Here is a 25,675-nt window from a genome sequence, read left to right on the forward strand (position 1 = left end):
GTTGCCTGTGCCGCGAAGAGGCCGGCACAGGCAATAGACATTCCTGGCCCGGCTCACAACCTGAAATGCCCCACCATCCCTTTCAAATCCGTACCCAACTGCGCCAGCTCCACACTGGACCTGGCATTGTCCTGCATCGCCAACGCCGCCTGATCCGCACTGCCGCGAATCTGCGTGACACTGCGACTGATCTCCTCCGCCACCGAGCTTTGCTGCTCGGCCGCGGCGGCAATCTGCTGGTTCATCTGCTGAATCAACGAAACCGCCGCCGCAATGCTGCCCAACGCACTCTCGGTCTGTAGCGCATCTGCCACTGCCAGGCGCACCAGTTCGGTACTGCCGCGAATCTGCGCCACCGACTGCTGGGCGTTGCCACGCAGGCTGGCGACCAGTGTCTCGATCTGCTCGGTAGACTGCCGGGTACGCCGCGCCAAGGCGCGTACTTCATCGGCCACCACGGCAAAACCACGCCCCTGCTCACCCGCACGGGCGGCCTCGATGGCAGCGTTGAGCGCCAGCAGGTTGGTCTGCTCGGCCACGCTCTTGATCACTTCCAGCACATCGCCAATGGTGTGGATTTCGGCGCTGAGGCTGTCGATACCGGCACTGGCCGTTTCCGCCGCCGCCGCCAACTGCTCGATGCGCTGCATGCTCTGACGCACCACCTGTTGCCCCGACTCGACCTTGTCGTCCGCAGCCTGTGCCGCCTGCGCCGCTTCCTCGGCATTGCGCGCCACATCGTGCACAGTGGCGGTCATCTGCTGCATGGCGGTGGCCACCTGTTCGGTTTCCTCTTTCTGGCTGCCCACCTCGCGGTTGGTCTGCTCGGTCACTGCCGACAACGCCTGGGCATTGCCCGCCAGCTGCTCGATACCTTGCTGCAAGCCACTGACAATACCCGACAGGCCCGCCGCCATCTGCTGCATGGCCTGCATCAGTTGCCCCACTTCGTCACGACGTGGCGCCTGGGCGTCGAACCCCAACTCGCCAGCGGCAATGCGCTGGGCACGGGCGATCACATGCTTGAGCGGGCCGACGACCGCACGGGTAATCAGCCAGGCTGCCAGCAAGCCGACAACCAGCGCCAATGCCGTGGCCAGGCCAATAGCTATGGCATTGCGCTGCAGCTCACCCTGCAGCACCTGTTCCTGGCCCAGATAGGCCTGGTCGACCCGGCCGGTGACTTGCTCGGCGCTGGCTTGCAACTGGGCTTTGAGCCCCTGCTCACGGGCCAGCTGGTCGGTGTATTCGTTGAGTTTTTCCGAGAAGCTGCCAATGTGCCCCGCCACCTCGCCCAATACACTCTGGTAGCCGGCATCACTGACCGTACCCTGCAACTGGCCCACCAGGCTGGCGGCTTCCACCGTCTGGGCAATACGTTCCTGGCTTACGCCCTCTTCACCCTTGCGGCTTTTTTCCAGGCGCACCCGCGCTTCGTCCATGGCCTGCAACATCAGCCGCGACACCTGCGCCACCTGCGCAGCCTGCTCCAGAAACTCGCCGCCCTGCTGGCCCTGGGACTGCTTGAGGGTATACACACCGTCATCGGCCAGGCCGGCCTGCAGCACATCGAGGTTATTGGCCACGCTGGACACCGACCAGCTGGCCATGTCCAGCGCCAGCTCCTTGGCCTGCACAGCCTCCACAAAGGCCTCGAATGCCTCGCCGTAGGCGGTCAGGTCGCTTTGCGCCGCCGCCAGCGACGGCAAGCCACGGGCGCGCTCGGCAAGGCCCTGCAGGCCGTTGCGCAAAGCCTCGGCCTGCTGGATGTCGGAGCGCAAGGCAAACGCCTGCTCGTGCTGGCGCAAGCGCAGCAGGTCGGTATTGAACTGCGCCAACTGGCGCAAACTGTCAAAACGCTGGCCAACGCTGTGCAAGGCAGCAATGCCGATGGCCGCCACTGCCAGGGTAAGCACCAGCACCAGGGCAAAGCCTAAGCCGAGTTTGCGGGCCATGCCCAGGTTGGCCAGCACACCGTGCTTGCTCGCGCCCATCGCCGACTCCCCTTCTGCGTGTAAGGTTATCCCGAGGGCCAAGGGTGGCAACGTTGCCAACCGATGAACAAGGGCCTGGCGTCAGAATAGTGTCAAATAGCTATGAGCGTGTCGTTTTCAGCTTGGCAGAGGTCGCCCTGCATGCCGGAGGAAAGCCTGAACGCGGGAATCCTGCCCGTAAGCGACATTGATACGCAGCCAGGCTGCTGGCCTCGCCGTGGCATTCAACGGCGCTGCCAGGCACAGTATCGGCTCAGATCGCCGTCGCCCCACCGTCCACTGTCAGGCAATGCCCGGTGGTAAACGCCGCGCCGTCGCTGCACAGGTACAACACGGCGCTGGCAATTTCCTCGACCTTGCCGATCCGCCCCACCGGGTGCATGGCGGCGGCGAACTCGGCTTTGCGCGGGTCCGCCTCGTAGGCACGACGGAACATGTCGGTGTCGATCACTGCCGGGCAAACGGCGTTCACACGGATGCCCTTCTTCGCGTACTCGATGGCCGCCGACTTGGTCAGGCCAATCACCGCATGTTTGCTGGCACTGTAAATGCTCATCTTCGGTGCCGCCCCCAATCCCGCCACCGAAGCGGTATTGACGATTACCCCACCGCCCTGGGCCAGCAGCAAGGGCAGCTGGTATTTCATGCACAACCACACGCCCTTCACGTTCACACCCATGATGGCATCGAACTCGGCCTCGCTACCCTCTGCCAGGCGGTTTTGCTCTATCTCGATGCCGGCGTTGTTGTAGGCGTAGTCCAGCCGACCGTATGCGGTAATCAGCCGCTCATGCAACTGACGCACCTCGGCGTCGCGGGTAACGTCGCAGGCAATGAACAGCGCGTCACCGCCCGCCGCGTGAATCAGCGCTACAGTGGCTTCGCCGCCAATCGGGTCGAGGTCGGCTACCACCACTTTCAGGCCCTCACGGGCAAACGCCAGGGCAGTTGCCCGGCCGATACCGGCGGCGGCGCCGGTAACCAGGGCTACCTGGCCAGAAAAGGTCATGCTCATCGCGTGCTCCTGTGAGGGTTGGCTGGGGTTCAGAGCATAGTCAGCCACCGCAGGGCCGGGCAGCATCATCACACCAGCGGTTGGGCTACCATGCTTGTCAGTGATGTTACGGACCTGGCTACATCAACAAGGTAGATTGAACGCCTGACTCCCTCCACTGCCCACAAGGACCCGCCATGACCCAGACCAACCGCCGTTTCCTGCTCGCCAAACGCCCGGTCGGCGCCGTGCGCCGTGATGACTTCAACTTCGAGACCGTACCCACCGAACAACCCGGCGAAGGCCAGGTACTGGTGCGCAACCTGTACCTGTCACTGGACCCGGCCATGCGCGGCTGGATGAACGAAGGCAAGTCTTACATCCCGCCTGTGGCCCTGGGCCAGGTGATGCGTGCACTGGGCGTTGGCGAAGTGGTTGCCTCCAACCACCCCGCCTTCAAGCCGGGCGACCATGTAAGCGGCGCCCTTGGCGTGCAGGACTACTTCACTGGCGAGCCCCAGGGCCTGCACAAGATCGACCCCAACCTGGCGCCCCTGCCCCGCTACCTGTCGGCACTGGGCATGACCGGCATGACCGCCTATTTCGCCCTGCTGGACGTCGGCCAGCCAAAGGCCGGCGACACCGTGGTCATTTCCGGCGCGGCCGGTGCGGTGGGCAGCATTGTCGGACAGATCGCCAAGGTCAAAGGCTGCCACGTGGTCGGTATTGCCGGCGGCGCCGAGAAGTGCCAGTACCTGAAGGACGAACTGGGCTTTGACGGGGTGATCGACTACAAAGCCGAAGACGTGCTGGCCGGCCTGAAGCGTGAATGCCCCAAAGGCGTGGACGTGTACTTCGACAACGTGGGCGGCGACATCCTCGATGCCGTGCTGACCCGCATCAACTACAAGGCCCGTATCGTGATTTGCGGCGCCATCAGCCAGTACAACAACAAAGAGGCCGTCAAAGGCCCGGCCAACTACCTGTCGCTGCTGGTGAACCGTGCGCGCATGGAAGGCTTTGTTGTGATGGATTACAGCAAGGACTACGGCAAGGCCGCGCTGGAGATTGCCGGGTGGCTGGCCAGTGGGCAGGTGAAGAGCAAGGAGGATGTGGTGGAGGGGCTGGAGACGTTCCCCGAGACACTGTTGAAGCTGTTCAGTGGGGAGAACTTTGGCAAGTTGGTGCTGAAAGTCTAACGCCGGAAAGCCTGCGCCGCCCCCCCTGCAGGAGCGGCGCAGGCCCTTAAATCGGGCGTCAGCCCCGGTTGTGGCGCTTTCGCCGCTTGCAGTTTCCCCCGCCCGCCCTACATTCAGGCATCCACAGACACCCATTACGCAGGGCAGCGATAAGGTGGGCAACCCATGCAGCAACGCTTGAATGCCGGACTCGACTTTTGCAGGATCGCCGCCTGCTTCATGGTCATACTGCTTCACATTGCATCAGCCGGGGCAATGCAACTGGATGACAACTGGATGTCCTCCAACATCTACAACTCCTTGGTCAGGTCTTGCGTCCCCCTGTTCCTGATGCTGTCTGGCGCCCTGCTGCTTGAGCGGACAGAGGGTGCAATCACGTTCTACCAGAAACGCTTTGTGCGCATACTGCCGCCGTTGCTCTTCTGGTCGGTGTTCTACGCGCTGTGGCGGACTACCCTGGGCACCGGGTACGGCAGCATGTGGCAAGCGGCAGTGGCCATGCTCCACGGCCCTGTCTACTACCACCTCTGGTACCTGTACGCGATCATCGGCATCTACCTGTTCATGCCATTCATGGCCAAGGTCTACCAACATTGCGGATTGCAGGAAAAGCGTGTGTTCCTGGGCCTGTGGCTGGTGATCAGTTGCCTGCTGCCCACCGCCGCACAGTACAGCCCGGCGCTGGCCAACATGGTGCATACCTATGAGCTGTTTTCGTTCATGGGGTATGCGGGCTACGCGTTTCTGGGGGCTTATGTGTTTGAACAGATTCGCCAGCACGGCCCTGGCAACAACTGGGTAAATCTTGGCGGGTTCGCCATCAGCGGCCTCCTGACCGCCGCCGCCACGCATGCCATGTCCATGCTGCAAGGGCAGCCCAGCCAGATTTTCTATTCCTACGTATCTCCGTTGGTGGTACTGGCCGCCATCTTTGCCTTTCGCCTGCTACTTGCGCTGGGTGGCCAACTGGTACAGCACAGCAAACTGCTGGCCGAGCTGTCAGGTTGCACGTTGGGGCTGTACTGCTTGCACGTGTTCATCATGAACCGGGCCAGCCTCCTTTATGGTCCACTGATCGAGGGGCATTCGCTGGCGTGGTTGATTCCGTTGCTGGCAGTGGCGGTGTTCGTGCTGACATGGGTACCGATCTACTTGCTCAGGCTGTTCAAGCCAGTGCGCGTCGTAATCTGACCGCGGCTGCCGAAGTGGGGTGCAAACCCTGTCGGCGGCCAATAAAAAAGGCCAGCACACAGGTGCTGGCCTTTCTGTGACACACAGGCTACTTACCCGCGAATCTCCGCCACCACCGCCGCCAGCGCCTGCGCCGGGTCTGCCGCCTGGCTGATCGGACGGCCGATCACCAGGTAATCCGAACCTGCATCCAGCGCCTGACGCGGGGTGAGGATACGGCGCTGGTCATCCTGCGCACTGCCCGCCGGGCGAATACCCGGGGTCACCAGTTGCAACGACGGGTGCGCAGCCTTCAACGCCGGGGCTTCCAGCGCCGAGCACACCAAACCGTCCATGCCAGCCTTCTGCGCCAATGCCGCCAGACGCAGCACCTGCTCTTGCGGGTCGATATCCAGGCCGATACCGGCCAGGTCTTCACGCTCCATGCTGGTCAGCACGGTCACGCCGATCAACAACGGCTGCGGGCCGCTACGCTTGGCCAGCTCTTCACGGCAGGCGGCCATCATGCGCAGGCCACCGGAGCAATGCACGTTCACCATCCACACACCCATCTCGGCGGCTGCCTTGACCGCCATGGCGGTGGTGTTGGGAATGTCGTGGAACTTGAGGTCCAGGAACACTTCGAAGCCTTTGTCGCACAGGGTTTCGACAATGCCCGAAGCGCTGCTGGTGAACAGCTCCTTGCCAACCTTCACCCGGCACAGCGCAGGGTCAAGCTGGTCAGCCAGCTTCAGGGCGGCCTCACGGGTAGGGAAATCCAGGGCGACGATCAGGGGCGTCTGGCAGGCGGACATGGGCAGGGTCTCTTGGCAAGTCGAAAACGGCGCGCATTGTAAACGAAGTGACGCAGGCTTTGGGGCCCACGGGTCACGGAATTGGCCCGACGGCGGCTGGCTCCTATAATTGAACCAATGGAACGGGCTACTGCTCAAATTTTGTACAAGCAATGCTCCCCCCGTTTAAGGAGAACGACAATGCCCTGGTATGCCTGGCTGATCCTCATCATAGCCCTCGGCTCCATCGTCGGTGGGCTGATGATGCTGCGCGACACGGCAAAAAAACTGCCCCTGACCGAAGAACAATTGCGCAAGGTGCATGAGCGCAATGCCGAAGCGGATGCGAAGGATGCGCAGGACCGGTAAAAGGTTAAAGCAACGGGTTAAAACCCAAGATGACGGGCAATTTTTTGACGCCCACAAAAGCAATGGATAAGCCATTGTTTTATTGAATTTTTATTACTAATGGCGTTGCCCCCCTCAACATATAAAGCCGCCCCCACATAAACCACCCATTCAACAATGAACGTGGTGACTGCAGGAGCGGCCTTGAGCCACGATGGGCTGCAAAGCAGCCGTTGCCGCGCTCCTTACTCCACCATCACCTTATCCCGGTTGCGCTCCAGCAACGCATTCCCGATCCCTTTTATCTCCAACAGCTCATCCACCGAAGCGAACGGCCCATTGGCCTCACGGTAGGCCACGATGGCCTCGGCCTTGGCCTTCCCGATGCCGTTCAGCTCCTTCTGCAAGGTCAGTGCATCAGCCTTGTTCAGGTCAAGCCGTGGCGCCTCCTGCGCCTGCATCTGGGCCACAACCGGCACTGGCTCGGGCACCGCCGTGGCACTGGCAGGTGCCGCGCTAAGGGAGAACGACAGGCTGGCGAACAGCGGCAGCAGCAGGTACGACAGAACGTTGTTACGCATGAGTGAACACTCCTTGGGTTGGTCATTTTCCAGCAGCCGTTTTCCTTCGGCTGCGCAATCAACCCTAGCGGTTCTGCCATTTTGCAAACAGGCACTTGGCCTGGTTAATCGTTACCGAATCAAACATTAAAAAAACCAACTTCGACCACCCAAAAATGATGGCGTTCAGCCATGTTTCGAGTTAACTTCATGAAAAAAAAGCGATGGCAAATCGCCGCTAGGTAAATTCCCGTTTAACCTGGCTTTCATTCAGACCAAAAGCTGTTGTTTTTCCTACAAGCCTTGCCGGACAAGGCTCCCACCCGTTCGTCGCATACGATAGTTATATTGACTTCGTTGGCATGATGTCTGTATAGCATCAAACAATCGTTTTATCCGATATATATAACCAACATCGGATCCAATCTCTAGATGCTTAGGGGCAAATTCGCTCGATCAGGGGAAAAAAACGTGCCAGACGGGATGCCATACTGATGACAAAATGATAAATTCGCGGCCATAGGACAGCCGCTTCGCTTGAAGGATCCGAGCAGAATGAATTTTTTTTCACCTCCCCCCCACTGGCCCTGCCCGATTTCAGTCGTGCCGCGCCAGCCAGGCCCCCCTCGGCCGACCTGAGCAACACCCGGATCCTCACGTTTAGCAGTCGTTCCAACCGCCTTCACTCAATACACAGAAGACCGTCGCCGTGTCCCTCAAGACCCTCATCGTATTTGGCACCCGCCCAGAAGCCATCAAAATGGCACCACTGGCCCTCAACCTTGCCCAGGACGACCGTTTCGAGTCGCGCGTCTGCGTAACCGGCCAACATCGTCAGATGCTTGACCAGGTACTGGAGCTGTTCGAGATCACGCCCGACTACGACTTGAACATCATGAAGCCAGGCCAGGACCTGACCGACGTGACCACTGCCATCCTGCAGGGCCTGAAGCCTGTGCTGGCCGAGTTCAAGCCCGACGTGGTGCTGGTGCACGGCGACACTGCAACAACGCTGGCCACCAGCCTGGCCGCCTACTACCAGCAGATTCCGATCGCCCATGTGGAAGCAGGCCTGCGCACCGGCAACCTGTACTCGCCATGGCCGGAAGAAGGCAACCGCCGCCTGACCGGCGCCCTGGCCGCCCTGCACTTCGCGCCAACCTCCACCTCGCAGGACAACCTGCTGCGTGAAGGCACTGACGCCGCGACCATCTACACCACCGGCAATACGGTGATCGACGCACTGCTGGAAGTCGTCCGCAAGCTGGAAAGCCCGGCCCTGAAAAACCAGTTCGAAGCCCAGTTCAGCTTCCTGAACCCTGAACGCCGCATGGTGCTGGTCACTGGCCACCGCCGCGAAAACTTTGGTGGCGGCTTCGAACGCATCTGCCAGGCATTGGTGCAAACCGCGCGTCAATTCCCTGACGTGGATATCGTCTACCCGGTCCACCTCAACCCGAACGTGCGCGAACCAGTGAACCGCCTGCTGGCCGACGTCAACAACATCCACCTGATCGAACCGCTGGACTACCTGCCGTTCGTCTACCTGATGACCCGCTCGTACCTGATCCTCACCGACTCCGGCGGCATCCAGGAAGAAGCCCCTGCCCTGGGCAAACCGGTACTGGTCATGCGTGACACCACCGAGCGCCCGGAAGCCGTGGCTGCCGGCACCGTCAAGCTGGTAGGCACCGACGTGGAATCGATCACCGAGAACCTGGCAAAACTGCTCACCGACGATGCGACCTACCGCGAGATGAGCGTCGCCCACAACCCCTACGGCGATGGAAAAGCGTGCGCGCGAATCCTCGACGCACTTTCCTCATTCTCTAACTCCAAGGACGCAGCATGAGCTTCAACAAGATTTCCGTCGTAGGCCTGGGCTACATCGGCCTGCCAACCGCCGCCGTTTTCGCCGCCCGCAAGAAGCACGTGATCGGTATCGATGTGAACCAGCACGCGGTCGACACCATCAACCGTGGCGAGATCCACATCGTCGAGCCTGAGCTGGACATGGTGGTACACGCAGCGGTAACCGAAGGCTTCCTGCGCGCCTCCACCGTGCCAGAAGCTGCCGACGCCTTCCTGATCGCCGTGCCGACCCCGTTCATGGATGACCACCAGCCGGACCTGAGCTACATCGAGTCCGCCAGCAAGGCCATCGCGCCCGTGCTGAAAAAAGGCGACCTGGTCATTCTGGAGTCCACCTCCCCGGTCGGCGCCACCGAGCAGATGGCCTTCTGGCTGGCACAAGCCCGCCCAGACCTGAGCTTCCCGCAAACCCACGGCGAAGCCTCCGACATCCGCATTGCCCACTGCCCTGAGCGCGTACTGCCAGGCCACGTGCTGCGCGAGCTGGTAGAAAACGACCGCATCATCGGCGGTATGACCAAGAAGTGCTCGGACGCGGCCGTACGCCTGTACCGCACCTTCGTTGAAGGCGAGTGCATCGTCACCAACGCCCGCACTGCCGAAATGTGCAAGCTGACCGAAAACAGCTTCCGTGACGTGAACATTGCCTTCGCCAACGAACTGTCGATTATCTGCGACAAGCTGGACATCGACGTGTGGGAGCTGATTCGCCTGGCCAACCACCACCCACGCGTCAACATTCTGCAGCCTGGCCCGGGTGTTGGCGGCCACTGCATCGCGGTAGACCCATGGTTCATCGTCAGCCAGACCCCAGAGCAGGCTCGCCTGATCCGCACCGCGCGTGTGGTCAACGACAGCAAACCTGAGTGGGTGATCGACAAGGTCAAGATGGCCCTGGCCAACTTCCTGATCAAAAACCCGGGCAAGTCGGCCCAGCAAGTGAAAATCGCCTGCTACGGCCTGGCCTTCAAGGCCGACATCGACGACCTGCGCGAAAGCCCGGCCCTGAGCATCGCCGAGCGCCTGGGCAACGAGCTGGAAGCCACCCTGCAACTGGTCGAGCCGAACATCGAAGCCCTGCCGCAGCGCCTGGCGCGCCACGAGCACGTGGAATTCGACTTCGCCCAGGACAGCGCCGACATCCACGTACTACTGGTGAAGCACCGCGAATTCCGCGGCACCTTCAACGTACGCGACGCAGCCTTTGTGATCGACGCCGCTGGCGTTACCCAGGCCTGATGGACCCAACCGCATGAACAACCCCACGCTTGAGAAACCTACCGTGAACACAGAGCTGCCTTCACCTTTGGCCGATATTCATGACCGCGTGATGGAAGCCTATTACGGCAAGCTGGGGGATCAGTTCATGCGCGAAACGCAGTCCCGCATCCACTGGATCTGCGCCCAGGTCAAAGGGCGCCGGATCCTGGATGTGGGCTGCTCGCAGGGCATCGTGCCCCTGCTGCTGGCACGTGAGGGTTGCCAGGTCACCGGTGTGGACACCAGCCCGCAAGCCATCGAAGAGGCGAAGGGTTACCTGTCTACGGAACCTGCCCACATCCAGCAAAACGTCACGTATATCAATTCAGACTTCCTCGCGCTGGATACGCTCGAGGTTGAACCGGACACCGTTGTCATCAGCGAAGTGCTCGAACACCTGGTACGCCCGGAGCTGTTCGTCGAAAAGGCCTACGACCTGCTCAAGCAGGGTGGCCGGCTGGTGATCACCGTACCGTTCGGGGTCAATGACTTCATTGACCACAAGCACACGTTCTACCTGATGGAACCGTTCCGGCTGCTGGCCGAGCATTTGCAGATCATCGAAGTGAAGATGCTGGGCAAGTGGTTGGGGATTGTGGCCGTCAAGAACGAAGCGCATAAGCCAGGGACCATCGACTCGCTGACAGTCGAGCGCGTGCGCGAACTGGAAAAAGCATTTGAGTCCATTGAGCGCACACTGCGCGGGAACCTCGGCGACATCGGCAAGCGCCTGGAAGAGGCGAACAAGAAATATCGCACTGCTACTGAGCAGATTGCCCAACTGAAGCCTGACGCGCAGAAAGCTGAAGCGCTCGCCAAGCAACTGCAAACGCGTGACACAGATATTGCGACGTTGCAGCAGGCCAACCGCGACATTCTCGACGCCAAGGCAAAACGGGTGCAAGAGCTTGAGGAGATCAAGGAGCGCCTGGACGACGCTAACAGAAAGTATCGCCTGGCCACTGAGCAGCTCTCCCTGCTGAAGCCTGAAGCCCAGAAGGCTGAGGCACTGACTCGCCTGCTCCAGGATCGCGACGCGCATATCGTCTCTCTCGAGCAAACGAACCGGGAAGCCCTCGAAACCAGCGCTCGTAGCATTCAGGAACTGAATACTGAGCTGGACTCGCTTAAATCCCAACTGGGTGAGGCCAATGACAAATGCCTCGCGACTGCGGAACAGTATGCCCAGTTGCAACAGCAGATCGCAGTGCTTGAAGAAGCTCAGGGCCAACGAGATCAGGAACTCGACACGCTACAGCAGTCACTGCTTTCTCTAGAAGAACAATTGCTGGCCACCGACCAGCAACGAGCGACCGCAGAAGCGCTGGCGGCCAACGAGACGACAAAGATTGCAGCATTGCAGGCTCAACACGACGCGCTGGAAAACCAGCTTCTGCAAATAACTGAGCTTCAAGCCAAAGGCCAAGCTGACAATGCAGCACTGAACGAAACCGTATCAGGCCTTCAAAAGCAGCGTAACGAGCTGGAAAGCCAGCTTGAGGTGCTATCTGAACAGCTTGTCCAGGCTCAGCAGCTCAACGATGGTCACGTAGAAACCATCACAGTGCTCCGAGCGCAGCAGGCTGCCCTGCAAGCCAAACTGGAAAATCAGCGACAAGCTGCAGATGAACGGCAGTCGCAGGCCGAGCAGACCAATGCAGGCCATGTAGACACCATCACTGCTCTGCGCGCTCAGCAGGCCGCGCTGCAGGCTGCACTGGCAAACCAGCAGCAGGCTGCAGTTGAACTGCAATCGCAAGCTGAACAGACCAATGCAGATCACGTAGAGACCATCACTGCCCTGCGTGCTCAGCAGACCGCCCTGCAGGCTGCACTGGAAAACCAGCAGCAGGCTTTAGCCAGTACCCAGGCCAAAGCAGATGAGGAGAATGCAGCGCATGAAGGCACTATTGCAGCCCTGCAGGCACAACAAGTAGAGCTGCTAGCCGAATTGGAACATCGGGCTGAACTGCAGACTCAAGCAGAACAGACAAACACCGGCCATGTAGAAACAATCACTGCCCTGCGCGCCCACCGAGCAGCTTTGGAAGCTGAACTGGAAGGCCAGGCACAGGCAATGATTGAACTGCGCGAACATGCCGGGCTAGCCGATGCAGCCCGCCTGGAAACCATTTCTTCACTGCAATCCCGTGTCGAAGAACTGGATGCGTTGGTAGGCACTGTTGTCGAGTCAAGAGACAAGACACTCGAAGCCAACACGGATCACATCAATACCATTGCAAGCTTGCGCGAACTCCAAACGGCGATGGAGACCGCGCTAGAGCATCAGAAACAGGCATTGAGCATCCTGCAAACCGAGAGCAGCCAGGATATTGCCGAGAAAGACGAATGCATCGCCACGCTACGCAAGCGCCAAGCGGAACTGGAAGCCGAACTTGAAAGCGAGTTGGAGTATATGAACGAATTGCAGGCCCAAACCCAGCGGGCCGACGCTGCACAGGCTGAAACCATTGCCCTGTTGAAAACACGTCAAGCTGAACTGGAAGCCGATCTGGGTGATCAGCGCCAAGCGATGAGACAGGCTTATGCAGCCCATGCGGAGACAGTAACTGCACTGCAAAACCGCCAGACTGAACTGGAAAGTCAGTTGCTGGAAGTGAGCGAAGCACTAGCACGCGGCGAGCGCGAGCATGCTGCCCAGGCGAACACCATCAATACACTGGTGGAACTGCGCAATGGCTTTGAAGAGCAAGTGCATGCACTGACCCAGGCCAACGCGCAGGCGCAAGAAGCGCAGACTGAACAAGCTGAAACGATTGCCTCGCTGAATCAGACCAAGGACACACTGGTCGAACAGTTGATGCTCGAAACCGCCAGCCGTCAGGCAGCAGAAGCGAGCCTGGCAGCGACCAATGAGCAGTGGCAAGGCCTGCGCATGCAACTGGAGAACGAGCTCAACTCCTCGAAAGCAGGCTTGGGTGCGGCTAACATGAAGTACCGCACAGTCAGCACAGAGCAGATCCCTCAACTGAAAGCCAATCTCAATCAGTTGTTGGAGCGTAGCGCCGCGCAGCAGCGCAAGATCGACGAGCTCAATGCCAATCTCGAGCGAGCCAATACACAGCGCCATCTGGCAGAGCAGCGTCTGGTCAAGACGCGCACCAGCATGACCTACCAGTTGGGCTATCAGATCAAGAACAGCGCCAGCTCCCTGAGCGGGCTCGTCAGACTGCCTGTGCGCCTGCTGCGCCTGTACCGCAAGGCCAACCAGCAACGCCAGCAGAATGAACAAAAGCGCATCGCCAACGAGCCAATGAAGGCCCTGCTGCCTCCTGCGCCGGTCATTCAGGATGAGAACTACCTGAAATTGCCTGAAGCCCTGCCGACTAGCGAGCAGAGCCGCTCTATCCTGCTGCGCCAAGCCGACCAACCTGCAAGCCGCCTGAAGGTGGCATGTGTAATGGATGAGTTCACCTTCGGCTCCTACCGCTACGAATGTGATCTGATGCAGCTCACACCTGCCAACTGGAAAGCGGAGCTGGAAGGTTTCCGCCCTGAGCTGCTGTTCATCGAGTCTGCCTGGCGTGGCAAGGATGAGCTGTGGGGGAGCAAAGTTGGCCACAACAGCCAGGAACTGCAGGACATCCTGAACTGGTGCCGTCTGAACAAGGTGCCGACCGTATTCTGGAACAAGGAAGACCCGGTTCACTTCGAAACCTTCCTGACCACTGCCAAGCAGTTCGACCACGTGTTCACCACTGACATCGACTGCATTCACCGCTATAAAGGTGCGCTCGGTCACGACCGCGTCTACCTGCTGCCATTCGCTTGCCAGCCAGCGCTGCACAACCCGATCGAGCTGTACGAGCGCAAAGACGCATTCTGTTTCGCCGGCGCCTACTACGCCCGCTACCCAGAGCGTACCCGCGACCTGGGCAACTTCGTATGCGAGCTGCCTAAGTTCCGCCCGCTGGAAATCTTCGACCGCAACTTTGGCAAGAACGACGCCAACTACCAGTTCCCTGAGGAATACCAGCCGTACATCGTCGGCACCCTGCCCTTCGAAAAAATCGACACGGCTTACAAAGGCTATCGCTACGCGATCAACCTGAACTCGATCAAGCAGTCGCAATCGATGTTCGCACGTCGAGTGTTCGAGCTGCTGGGCTGCAACACGATCACCGTCAGCAACTTCTCGCGCGGCGTGCGCCTGCTGTTCGGTGACTTGGTAGTCACCACCGACAACGGCGAAGAAATGCTGCGCCGCCTACAACTGCTGGCCGAAGACCCACTCAACAGTGACAAGTTGAAGCTCGCCGCCCTGCGTAAAGTGATGCAAGAGCACACCTACACCCAGCGCCTGGAATACGTGCTCAGCAAAGTCACTGGCACCGCAAAGGCTCAGCGCCTGCCGGAAATCGTAGTTGTTGGCGAAGCACAAGATCGTCAGCAGTTCGACATGCTGCGTGCCCACCTGAACCGTCAGACCTACAGCCAAGTGCGCATGGTCATCATCACCGATGCTTACCAGAGCAGCATCGTGAGCGACGACCCACGCATTCTCGTGCTCAAGCCCGCCCAGCTGAAGAAAACCAGCCTTGGCGAGCTGGTCGGCAATACACCTTGGGTTGCCGGCTTTGTACCGGGAGACTACTACGGCCCTAATTACCTGCTGGACCTGGCGCTGGCTACCCGCTACAGCCAGGCGCAGGTTGTTGGTAAAGCGGCCCACTTCACCTGCAATGGGCAAAATGCACAATTGCAATCGAATGGATTGGCGTACCGCCCCGCTCAATCGCTGAGCGCACGTCGCTCTTTGGTAGCCACCGAGATCGTTGCCGGCCAACCGCTGCGCACCTGGTTAAAGAGCCTGCCGTCGCTGCAATACACCCACGAGCAAGGCTTGGCCATCGACCCGTTCAACTACTGCGAAAATGGGGCAGCACAGCACGAAGCTATCAGCGCCAAGGTGGACGACCTGGAGCTGAACCTTGGCATGACCATTGACCAGCTCCAGGCTCGCGCACAGGCCATCGCTCCTTTGGAAGACAGCCACGACTCTCCGGAAATCAACGGTCGTGAACTGGCTGAGATGTTCGGTGCCAAGCACAGCAAGTTCCTCAACTTGTCGGTCGATGTAGATAACTGGCGTGTCAGCTCCACGCTGGCAGATGGCAAGCATGAATATGTCTATGCCCTCAAAGAAGTCAGCCTGGACCAACTGAATCTCGAGGACCGCCAACTCAAGCTGTACCTCGACTGCTCGCCTGGCCTGAACCTGCAATTGGTGGTGCTGTTCCTCGATGCTGAAAAGCAGCGGATCAGCCATGTGATGCAGCATGCCAACCGCAACCAAACCTCCGAGGTACCACCGGAAGCGGCCTTCGTGCGCTTTGGTCTGCGGGCCTACGCGGCTGGCAGTAGCGAGATCAAGGCACTGGTGCTTGGCCACCGCGACCTGCAACCTTCGGAGATGCTGGGCCGCTCGAAACACCTGGTCGTTACCAACCACTACCCGGCTTATGCTGACCTGTATCGCAACGGCTTTGTACACAGCCGAGTGATGGCTTATCAGGAACAGAACCTGAATGTGGACATCTTCCGCCTGCGCAAGAACGAGGCTGTCAGCTATCACGAGTTCCAGAACGTAGACGTGGTAACCGGTTGCCAGTCCACCCTGACCAAGATGCTAGAAAGTGGTCAGTACAAGAGCGTACTGGTGCACTTCCTGGACCCTGAAATGTGGGAAGTGCTCAAGCGCTTCACCCACATGGTCAAAGTAGTGGTTTGGGTACACGGCGCGGAAGTACAGCCTTGGTGGCGTCGCGAGTACAACTACTCGGATGAGAGCCAGTTGGCAGTGGCGAAAATCGAAAGCGAGAAGCGCATGGCGTTCTGGCGCGAGACGCTGAAAAACGTGCCTGCAAATCTGAAATTCGTTTTCGTATCTCGCTACTTTGCAGAAGAGGTGATGGAGGACGTGGGCTTCCGGATTCCGGAGGAAAGCTACGAGATTATCCACAACCCTATTGACACCGATATTTTCGATTACAAGAAAAAGCCTGAAAACCAACGTTTCAAGGTTCTTTCCATCCGCCCTTATGCTTCAGCAAAATATGCGAATGACTTGAGCGTCGCGGCAATCAAGCTGCTTTCGAAAGAGCCATTCTTTGAGAAAATGGAGTTCCGAATGATTGGCGATGGCGCCCTGTTCGAGGAGACCCTGGAACCACTAAAGGGCTTCTCAAACGTCACTATCGAACGAGGCTTCTTGAAGCACAACCAAATCGCGGCATTGCATAAAGAGTACGGGATGTTCCTGTGCCCAACTCGCATGGATGCACAAGGCGTTTCTCGCGACGAAGCGATGTCATCCGGACTCATCTCAGTCACCAACGGTGTTACAGCCATTCCAGAGTTCGTGAGCAATGACTGCGGCATTCTTGCAGGTGCAGACGATGCACAAGGAATGGCGGATGGCATCAAGAGAGTTGTCGGCTCTCCAGAGCTGTTCAACAAGATGTCCGCTGCTGCTCACCACCGAGTCATGAGCCAAACAGCGAAGAAAAACATCATCGAAAAAGAATTGGCACTTATCGCCCAATAAAACCCACCCCTAACTTTTAATGACGAACAACACCACTATGAAAACCAACATCAAAACCGCAGCAGCACTTCTTATGTCACTGGCACTTTTCGGCTGCGGCGCTGAAAAAGAACAAAAAGCCACCCAAGCGCCTGCCTCGCAAAGCGCTCAAAGCAGCGCTATCGTTCTTCAGAACGGTGAAAAGCTGAATACCAACGGCGAGATTTCCAAAGAGTACGAGAAAGAAACCTCGAACGGTAAGATGAAACACTATGAAGTCAACACTAACACGCTTGCCAAAGTGGCTGAAAACGCCATCTACAATCAGTTGAAGAGCCAAGGCTTCCAGCGCACCGTAATGGAAGACAACCCAAGCCAATTCAAAGTTCACTACAAGAAAACCGGTTACTCTACCATTGGTGCCATTTACACAGAATCCAGCGCCAATAACGTCAACACGACGAAAATGAAAATCTACTGGACCGAGACCTGAGTCTTAGCAGAATAACGCCCTGAACACCCTAGCGGGCATAATCGAATAGCAGGTAAAGCAGTGAAAAAAGTTGCAATGATTGTGTGGAATGAATTCGTCAATGACGCACGAGTATTAAAAGAAGCACAAACACTTGCCAACTCAGATTATGCCGTTAGGGTCTTCGCATTACATACACCAGGGAAAACTGCGAAAACAGAGACCCTACAGAAAAACCTCGATGTATGCCGGGTAGAAAGGTCGCCTTTGTGGCGCTGGAGGAAATCGAAACAACTCGACTCCAAAACACCATCGCCTTCAGCAGGAACAATCTCTAATAACGCCCAGATCTCTGTTTTAAGGGTGATCAGTCGCGCATGGACTCATATGATGCTGCTTCTCAACATCATACGTTATCGGCCAACTGTCGTTCACTCCCATGATGTAAACACCCTTCCTACTGCCTGGCTAGCCTCAATCATCAGTCAAGCCAAACTCATTTATGATGCGCACGAAATAAGCACTAGCAGAGAGGGCTACGGAAAACTCTCAAAAATTGTTGCGCACATTGAAAAACTATTGATTCCTCGCGCATCCGCAGTTATCACGACAACTGAAACTCGAGCCAAATACCTTGCTCGACTCTATAAAATCGCAAGGCCTGCAGTACTTCAAAACCGCCCCAGATATGTTGCCGCCCAAAAAAGCCGCTTACTTCATCAAGCACTAGACATACCACAAGAGTGCCCTGTGATCCTTTACCAAGGTGGCCTTCAAAGCGGAAGAGGCTTAGAAAAATTAGTGCGTTGCACTTCACGCCTAAAAAACGCTCATGTCGTACTGATTGGCGGGGGACGTTTAACACAGCCCCTTATCGACTTACGTGACAGTCTAGATTTACAAGACCGTGTTCATTTTATTCCAACAGTAGCGCTGTCCGAACTCCCAAAATATACTGCAGCGGCCGACATCGCGGTACAGCCGATAGAGAACACTTGCTTCAATCACTTCAGCACTGACTCCAACAAGCTGTTTGAGTACATTATCGCAGGGGTACCATCAGTAGCCACTAACTTCCCTGAAATCCGGAAGATAGTAAATCAATATGGCATTGGACTGTTGGCTGCAGAAGGCAACGAAGACGACCTAGTGAACTGCCTGAACAGGCTCATCGAGGATCCTGAGTTACGTGCAAAGCTGGCCGAAAACTCAGTGATTGCGGCAAAGGATCTCTGTTGGGAAAGTCAGGAAAACCTCTTGGCAGAAATGTACAAAAAAGCCACCTCTACCGGCAAATTTGAAGCGGCCTGAACGTGAACATCCTGATACTGAGTTTTTATTATCCTCCTGATCTTTCTGCTGGCTCATTCAGGACGAAAGCATTAGTCAATTCACTTTTGCAGAATTCTCAGAAAAAAATCACGATAACCGTGCTGACGACCCAGCCGAGCAGATACGATAGCTATGCCCCGAGTGCTTCCTCTATTGAAAGCCGCGAGGGGCTAACGATCAAACGAATTCCAGTTATTTCGCGTGGCGGTGGAATTCTTGGCCAAGCCCATCTATTCGCCCAATATGCGCGAGGTGTGCTGAAAGCGGTCAAATCGAATGAGTATGATCTTATCTTTGCTACCTCATCGCGCATGATGACCGCTACCTTAGGGGCTTGGGTAGCCAAACGCGTCAACGCACCACTTTATTTGGATTTTCGGGACCTACTGACTGATATATTGCCGGATTTGCTACCTTATCCAATCGGAGCACCCACAGCATGGTTCTTCCGCCACATTGAGCGTTGGACAGTGAAGCAATCACACTCAGTCAATTTAGCCTCTCCAGGGTTCGTCAACTACTTTAAATCACAGTACCCGAACAAACCATTTACTGTTTACACAAACGGCGTTGATGATCTATTCATTGAAAACCCCGCTGCAATGGAAGAGCGCACCTCACGCCAGATCCGTATTTTATATGCAGGCAACATAGGCGCGGGACAAGGCCTGCATCATATCCTGCCAAAATTGGCAAATAGACTTGCAAACAAAGCAAAGTTTGTAATAGTCGGGAGTGGCAGTGCAATAAAGCAACTGAAAACAGCACTAACTCAGCATAACGTCACAAATGTAGACCTCATTGAACCCATGAAACGAACTGACTTGCTATCATACTACAACACGGCAGACGTTTTGTTTTTACACCTCAATGATCTTCCTTCACTGAAGAATGTAATCCCTTCAAAGTTATTTGAATACGCCGCCACCGAGAAACCTATTCTTGGAGGACTTAGCGGCTACTCCGCCAAATTTGCAACTGACAACATCAAAAACATGAGCGTCTTCCCCCCGTGCGATATAGAGTCAGCAATTACGGCTCTGGAAAGCCTAAACATTGAAACAACTGATCGACGCGACTTTGTAAAGAAATATTCGCGAAAATACATTGTAGCAAGCATGGCGACTGAACTTCTGAACCACACACAAAACACTTAATGTTTTTCTTATCGGGAAACACACTGAGAAGGAAAAGCATCGATGGCAACTAGAGATCTTAAGAGTGAAATTTCGTGAGCCATTCAAGTCGACGTACATATCTCGCACCGAAATACTGGCCATCTGTTAAGCAACCCATATGAAAGCACACCTTAATACAGAGCTAAGCCAATGCTTACGCTGGTCTTTTTCCTTAGGCAAAAAATTCCTGAGGAAAGCACCCTTGCACACCGTATCAGTGCAGTTCATCTATATATTTAGCCAATTACTTTTGCTTTTAGCCTTCTTCCTTCCTTTAAAAGCAATTATCGTCCTCAGCTCTGGCGGCATCCCGAGTTACTTTCCTGAGTTCCTGAAAGCTTACGCTCAGGACACCGTTGTAATCTGGTTGAGTTTAAGCTCCCTAGTTGCATTTGCAGCACACCTTACATTCGAACTAGTTGCTACAAAAATCACCGCAGCGGGCGCACGCTTACTCATAATCAGAACAAAGAAAATTGTTCTTTTCGACAACCAAGACTTCATTGCAGTCAACGCATACTCAAAGTTCACGCGCGGACTTTCAGAACTACTATTCTTTTTAATATCAGTCGCGATTCTATGCGCAATTTACCCACTAATTTTCTCCTTAGTCTCGACAAGCATCATAGTCTTTTATACATTTACCTGCCTGGCATACAACACTTCATCGAAAGCACGAAGCGCACTAACAACCCACCACCAAGCAATACTTAACTCAATATCCGGCTTTGTCTTTCTAGTCGTATTCTTCGGAATAATCGGAGACTTTCTTTATTTCCACCCACCTTCAGCATTCATGGCAATAATATCGCTACTACTTATCAGGCAAGCCCTGCAGCGACTCGTGGGCTTCTCTACCAAACTGATATTATTAAGATCGCAACACTCGCGAGTCAGTGCGCTATTCTTCCACAACCAGCCACTCTTACTGGAAAATACTCAGAAGAGTGACAAAATTCACGCTCTTTTCTCGCCCGAGCAGCGCGAGCGCTGGATTCCGCAGGTCTTATCCCCTCTTTTCAAAACCGCCTTCACTGTCGAAGGCGTTAAAAATTTTCAGTTAGGCCACCCCGATATATACTGCTACGAAGTTGACTGCCACTCCGAGAACACAGTTAAAACTTACATTATTAAACTATTTGACGAGAGCCGAACTTATCCCGCCGCTCAAGAGAGCGCACTAATCGCTCAGTTTAAAGACTTGCCCTGCCCGCCACTCAGAGAGACTGGGAAGTTACAGAATGTGACCTATCATATTTTTGAGTGGTCAAAAGAATGTAAAATGACTGGCAGGGAGTACAATCAAGGAACCTTGACGCTTCTCGGGGATTTAATGAAGCTAACGCCACCCAAGTCGCTTCTCAATAAATACGAGCGCTCCAAAAGCTATTTAGAATCTCGCCTAAATAGCGAGATGCTGGAAAGCCTAAAGCTCTACGCAGTTACCGCAGAAGACCAAAAAAACATAGAACAACTGGCAGGCAGTCTTGGCAGTATAAAACTAAACTTAAGCAAACTTCCCAGGCAGCTCATTGTCCTTGATCTCAACACTGATTCTTTGCTTAAGAAAGAAACCGGAGAGTTATCAGTTATCCATTGGGGAAACTGGCTTTTAGAGCCCGCAGGTACGTATTGGCCTCTTACCGCACATTCGAAACTTCTTGAGTGCACCCAAGAAGCTCAAGGCATCAGAAGTGACGCACAGAGCCTAAGCAGTGACGGCACCATACTTGCTTCCTATATGTTTTCCTTTGAAAGACATATCATCCGCAGAGATTACCAGGCGGCGCTTAACCTTATTCCGGATATTTTAAAACATACACAAAACCTCGACGAAAAAATAATGTAACTCCTCACCACATAGCCGAACGCCCTACGCAGCATCCTCTTTTGCTTGAGCGGCTTCCTGAGCAAATGAGGATGTGGCCACCGATTACTTATTGAGCTTCTGGCCATTACCAACTGCGCAGTAGACGCTGCGACCTGCACCTTCTACTTGACTATGCATCTGAAATTGATTAGGTGATTTCGATTAGAAACACCTCCTCCAGACGTAAGCCAGTGCAAACCATCGGGTACATTGCTGCGATGACTTGGCACTGACCACTATCAAGACTAATAACTACATGCCGTGAGTAAATTGCAGCACCTTTCAAAAAGAAGAGGCCAACGTTATACCCTCTTTAGAACATAGCTTCTCATCAAATTCGTCCTTATAAAACGCGGCAACTTCTAATTTTCCAGGATGATCAGGGATAGCAAAACGAGCTCTCGGTGATTTCTCATACCATCGCGCGGCATGACGAACACCATCAACCAAGAGATAAAATGCAAAATCACCGCACTCATACGCCTGATCATTCAGACTCAAAGAGCAGTGCGCATAGATTTTATCACCAACAATGTGTGCAGCCACATTGAGCTCCACCCCAGAAGAAACCGGAGGAGGCTTTATCGGCGCAAGTTCCACACGGAGGGATATCACAGCGCTATTTTTCTCAGATTTCTTTACAATCTGAGCCAGCGCTTCACGGTAATACATTTCGCAATAGTGAAATGGCGACACACCCCAACGATGGAATTCATCAGCGGTCAAAAGGGCATTATCAAAATTCAAAAACTGGCGACTATCAAGCACCCTTTCCATGGCGCCATACATCCACTCAAGATCTTCGTTAGCCTTATCGATTTCCACACGACCCACAGGAAAAACAGACTGAGTATCCAACTCAAAGCTCGAGGCCCAGTACACCTTATTGACCAGCACAGCGTCAAGTTTGTTTAAATCCTTCAATAAATTGAAAAACTTATGCATTCCTTGCAGCCACAGCTCACGGCGCTCGAAAGTACCTTGTGGTATATTCTTATACCCTTCAATACTCTCCTCAGCTAACAAGCCGCTTTCAGCAAGCTCATTTGAATGAGTAATCAACTCACCTGTAGGCAATGCTACGAGATCAAATCTCTCGTCAATCAAATCGATAAGAATCAAATCTGCCGACTCTAGCTTATCAACCGCAGCTAGCAAGTCTTTAGAAAAGTCATTGGCGACCATCCTTCGACGGAAAGCTGACTGGATACGCTCTAGTGCCTCTGTATTTTTGTATGGTGCGCTACACAACGAAGCCATCGAAGATCGAGCGAAATAATCTGAAATCTTGAAACCGGAACTCTCTTCCAGATTGAAAATATCTCTTGAAACACAGCTACCATAAATTAATAAATTCTTGACCACTACTAACGACCTTATAGGATTTATACTTTACAACTGCATCACCTAGCTAAATCGCAACATCAACAACCTACCAAGCCGCAGAGTTCCGCTCATCATTCAATTAAACAAAGACCGAATAGAAAATAAGCATGCGCTTGATTATAGCACCAAGCTCGCCCCTCCCTAACATCTTTGAGCTTCATCGGGAGCCAGATCCATGGTTATGTGCAAACCATGAACATCTTGCGTTTGGTATGAGAGCGGATGCCGCGGTGAGCGCATCAGCTATGTCACCAGACCAGCGAGGCCTAGCATGGGCCTATCTTGAGCCTTCCTGTTCCTATCAGCATTGATGGATTCCATCGAATGGCCACTGCCGTGTTGGTTGCTCGCTACGATGGGGGAGCGCTTTTTCCGAAAATTCCGATCACTGCCCCTGACAGCATACAGGCATCATCTGTAGAACTCGCACCTTCCTCCACCCTTTACCAGATCTGTGCTGACTTGATCGGAAAATCCTTAACTGTCTATACAACCGGGGGCCATTGAACCTGACAGGCGATCGGTTGAAAGGCGCTCGAATGCATGCTTAGAAAGCTGGCTCATTGTTGCACCCTCCGACAACTTCAATGCGACAGTGAAACTAGCGACAGGGTTGGTGGAAATAAATTCTAGACAAGAATTTTCAAGTATTTCCCCAAACTCAATGGAATGCCAACCACGAATGTCGGGGTCGGTCTGACCGAAAGTTAATCGACCACCGACGGAATTGAGCGAAAATAATTTCCCACTGATGCCGCTTCCGCGGAGGATGAATTCTCCTGGCTCGCATTGGCTGATCATGATATTCGGGCCAAAAAGAAACCTTTGGACTTTGGCCTCTGAAAATCGCCAAGAAGGTAAAGCTTTATGTATTTCAATAGTGTCGTTTATCCAGATTTCATCCGGCCAACAAGCTATTATCGTCCTACCCGCTGAAACAGTGCCATCCTGCGTTTTATAGTGGCACCTCAACTCAAAGCCTGAATCAGTCTCGCAGAAATAATCAATCCCCCCCAGAATCCCGCCGAAAGTCTTGACGATTTCTCTTCGGCGAAGGTAATCGAAAGCTAACGGATAAATCCCTGTGTGCCCAGTCGCAGACTCAATATATCTACCAAATCCAGTCTCTCTATCGTAAGAGTAAGAGCCCGCATCAATCAGAATATCTACCCCCTTATACCTTAGCGTAATGCTGGAGTCATCCATCTGCTTGTGGACTTCCGTCCTAGATCCGCACTGCAAAGAAAGATAGAAGTCTTCGTTCTTAACAACCGCAAATCCAGAGCGAGGAAAGAATTTTGACTGATTGATAGATGATTTTTTCGATAAATATGCGGGGGAATCGCCTACGGGGGGGACGCTGCCATCTTGGCGTACGCAATGGCGCAACGAGACTTCAGCGCGATTTATAATATTTCGTAAATTCGAGAACTCAGGTGATGTCAATTCTTCTGCATCAAGCAAATCACAAAAAACCTGATAAAGCTGAAGATTATAGTTATGATAGCCTATGGTATTTTCATTGCATAAACCGTCTTTACAAAAAGCTTTCTCTGCAAGCTTTAAGGTTCTTGATATGGAGATACCATAATACTTTTTCCTTAAATCACTGGAAAGAGAAAAACAACGACTTGCAGCGGCAAGTGCTATGTTGCACATGAGCCCGTGATTATTTTCGTGAAAGTTGTCATCAGATGAGAGCCATTCTAAACATCGATAAAGCTCACAAAAAACTTGAAGACGGATACCTTTGCATTCTACTTCAGAGTCTTGCGTCACTTGCAGATATTTGATAAAAACTTTAACGCGAGTGGCTGTTGAATGATCGCCAGATGCGATCGACTCAACATACAACCTATTTTCCGGCGTGGTGACGAACGTCAAGAAGCTCTCAATACTTTGAGTCGCCAATGAGAGAAAAACCGGATCTTTACTCACTTCAAATGTTGACAGTAAGCACCCTGCGAAGTTAAGGGAGAGCAGCCACATAACATTGGAATTGTTACTGGCTTCAAATTTGCGCCGCCAATCGATCCGTGTCAATTCCCCGATCTCAATTTTTTCGTAATATTTAGCTAGGGGGACGTGGAAAAATCCGCTCTCGTTGAAATTTTTATTGACGACGGGGTCGAAATCTTGCGGAACTTGAACGAATGGCCGAGAGAAAGAATATTTGAGCTCTGCGGTTAAATCTTGTAGAACTTTTTGCGAAAGACTAGTGTTAATTGAGCTATATAACCTCACGGAAACTCGATTAGATTTCTCTATCTCAATGGGCTCTTTTTCAACCCGCAAAAAACCTACAACATGATAATCGCCTGTAACTTTTTCGGTGTCAAAGCTAAATGATGGGCTTGACGAATACCAAGAGGTATGAATCCTTTCATTATCTCTAAAAATATAGTAGGCAAACTGGGCACCCTCTAGATTTTTATTCAGTAGAACTGAGCAATTTATCTTCCCGCCAATGAATTCTGCTTGCACCTTTTTTATTATTTTCATTTTCGTCCTTGCATGAATTTGAGTTCCTGATTGATCAAATTTATAGTACGAATCACCACCCAACGCAATGCTGCATGCGCTCTGATCGTATAGTGCGGAGCCGTTTACCGGAATCCTGCTGCGGGTCGATGAAAAGTTGCTGGGGTGGGATGGTCCACCTAGGGATTCTCCGATCAAGTCAGCACAGATCACCCGAC

Annotated in this window: 16 protein-coding genes and 1 pseudogene; 10 read left to right on the plus strand and 7 right to left on the minus strand. The window is 54.4% G+C overall.

The annotated features are described in order from the left end of the window. Positions 1–53: 53 nt before the first annotated feature. The 3 genes and pseudogenes from N436_RS28950 to N436_RS14165 all read right to left on the minus strand — a co-directional run bounded on the left by N436_RS28950 (position 54) and on the right by N436_RS14165 (position 3,009). Positions 54–935, minus strand: a complete 882-nt coding sequence (locus tag N436_RS28950) for a methyl-accepting chemotaxis protein (RefSeq protein ID WP_371920908.1) — start codon at positions 933–935, stop codon at positions 54–56. A gap of 27 nt (positions 936–962) precedes the next feature. Then, positions 963–1,994: pseudogene (locus tag N436_RS28955) on the minus strand (methyl-accepting chemotaxis protein); the annotation flags it as partial. Positions 1,995–2,247: 253 nt separating this feature from the next. Beyond that, entirely contained in the window at positions 2,248–3,009 is a 762-nt protein-coding gene (locus N436_RS14165; RefSeq protein WP_105946009.1) for an SDR family oxidoreductase, read from the minus strand. A gap of 176 nt (positions 3,010–3,185) precedes the next feature. On the opposite strand from N436_RS14165, the gene N436_RS14170 reads away from it, so the two are divergent. Both N436_RS14170 and N436_RS14175 read left to right on the plus strand, forming a co-directional pair. Further along, positions 3,186–4,187, plus strand: a complete 1,002-nt coding sequence (locus N436_RS14170) for an NADP-dependent oxidoreductase (RefSeq protein WP_110741374.1) — start codon at positions 3,186–3,188, stop codon at positions 4,185–4,187. Between the two features lie 165 nt (positions 4,188–4,352). Beyond that, positions 4,353–5,378: an acyltransferase gene (locus tag N436_RS14175; protein WP_105946007.1), complete on the plus strand. Its 1,026-nt coding sequence runs from the start codon at positions 4,353–4,355 to the stop codon at positions 5,376–5,378. A gap of 92 nt (positions 5,379–5,470) precedes the next feature. Here the strand turns inward: N436_RS14175 and pyrF are convergent, their stop codons facing one another. Further along, the gene (gene pyrF / locus N436_RS14180; RefSeq protein WP_019096946.1) at positions 5,471–6,172 is read right to left on the minus strand and encodes an orotidine-5'-phosphate decarboxylase; all 702 of its coding nucleotides are present in this window, start codon (positions 6,170–6,172) and stop codon (positions 5,471–5,473) included. A gap of 180 nt (positions 6,173–6,352) precedes the next feature. On the opposite strand from pyrF, the gene N436_RS14185 reads away from it, so the two are divergent. After that, the gene (locus N436_RS14185) at positions 6,353–6,520 is read left to right on the plus strand and encodes a DUF2897 family protein (protein WP_003252762.1); all 168 of its coding nucleotides are present in this window, start codon (positions 6,353–6,355) and stop codon (positions 6,518–6,520) included. Positions 6,521–6,744: 224 nt separating this feature from the next. Here the strand turns inward: N436_RS14185 and N436_RS14190 are convergent, their stop codons facing one another. Further along, positions 6,745–7,080 (minus strand): ComEA family DNA-binding protein, encoded by a 336-nt coding sequence (locus N436_RS14190; RefSeq protein WP_016715053.1) that lies wholly within the window; start codon positions 7,078–7,080, stop codon positions 6,745–6,747. Positions 7,081–7,768: 688 nt separating this feature from the next. Here N436_RS14190 and wecB point away from each other — a divergent pair. The 7 genes from wecB (at position 7,769) to N436_RS14225 (ending at position 21,569) form a co-directional block, all read left to right on the plus strand. After that, positions 7,769–8,911 (plus strand): non-hydrolyzing UDP-N-acetylglucosamine 2-epimerase, encoded by a 1,143-nt coding sequence (gene wecB, locus N436_RS14195; protein WP_110741375.1) that lies wholly within the window; start codon positions 7,769–7,771, stop codon positions 8,909–8,911. Beyond that, the gene (gene wecC, locus N436_RS14200) at positions 8,908–10,170 is read left to right on the plus strand and encodes a UDP-N-acetyl-D-mannosamine dehydrogenase (RefSeq protein WP_110741376.1); all 1,263 of its coding nucleotides are present in this window, start codon (positions 8,908–8,910) and stop codon (positions 10,168–10,170) included. Before wecB ends, wecC begins: the two co-directional genes overlap by 4 nt. Positions 10,171–10,183: 13 nt before the next feature. After that, the gene (locus N436_RS14205; protein ID WP_110741377.1) at positions 10,184–16,759 is read left to right on the plus strand and encodes a glycosyltransferase; all 6,576 of its coding nucleotides are present in this window, start codon (positions 10,184–10,186) and stop codon (positions 16,757–16,759) included. Positions 16,760–16,796: 37 nt separating this feature from the next. Continuing rightward, positions 16,797–17,231: a hypothetical protein gene (locus tag N436_RS14210; protein WP_110741378.1), complete on the plus strand. Its 435-nt coding sequence runs from the start codon at positions 16,797–16,799 to the stop codon at positions 17,229–17,231. A 60-nt stretch (positions 17,232–17,291) separates the two neighbouring features. Further along, on the plus strand, positions 17,292–18,521 hold the full coding sequence (locus tag N436_RS14215; protein ID WP_110741379.1) for a glycosyltransferase: 1,230 nt from the start codon (positions 17,292–17,294) through the stop codon (positions 18,519–18,521). Between the two features lie 2 nt (positions 18,522–18,523). Next, complete coding sequence (locus tag N436_RS14220; protein WP_256589963.1) at positions 18,524–19,699, plus strand: glycosyltransferase family 4 protein; 1,176 nt, start codon at positions 18,524–18,526, stop codon at positions 19,697–19,699. A 139-nt stretch (positions 19,700–19,838) separates the two neighbouring features. Beyond that, on the plus strand, positions 19,839–21,569 hold the full coding sequence (locus N436_RS14225) for a hypothetical protein (protein WP_146232430.1): 1,731 nt from the start codon (positions 19,839–19,841) through the stop codon (positions 21,567–21,569). Positions 21,570–21,872: 303 nt separating this feature from the next. Here N436_RS14225 and N436_RS14230 read toward each other — a convergent pair whose 3' ends face one another. Further along, entirely contained in the window at positions 21,873–22,955 is a 1,083-nt protein-coding gene (locus N436_RS14230; protein WP_110741382.1) for a DUF6270 domain-containing protein, read from the minus strand. Between the two features lie 498 nt (positions 22,956–23,453). Beyond that, a complete protein-coding gene (locus N436_RS14235) occupies positions 23,454–25,478 on the minus strand; it encodes a heparinase II/III family protein (protein ID WP_110741383.1) in 2,025 nt (674 codons plus the stop codon). Between the last annotated feature and the right edge of the window lie 197 nt (positions 25,479–25,675).

Source organism: Pseudomonas sp. RV120224-01b, assembly GCF_003208145.1.
Taxonomy (GTDB): Bacteria; Pseudomonadota; Gammaproteobacteria; order Pseudomonadales; family Pseudomonadaceae; genus Aquipseudomonas; species Aquipseudomonas monteilii.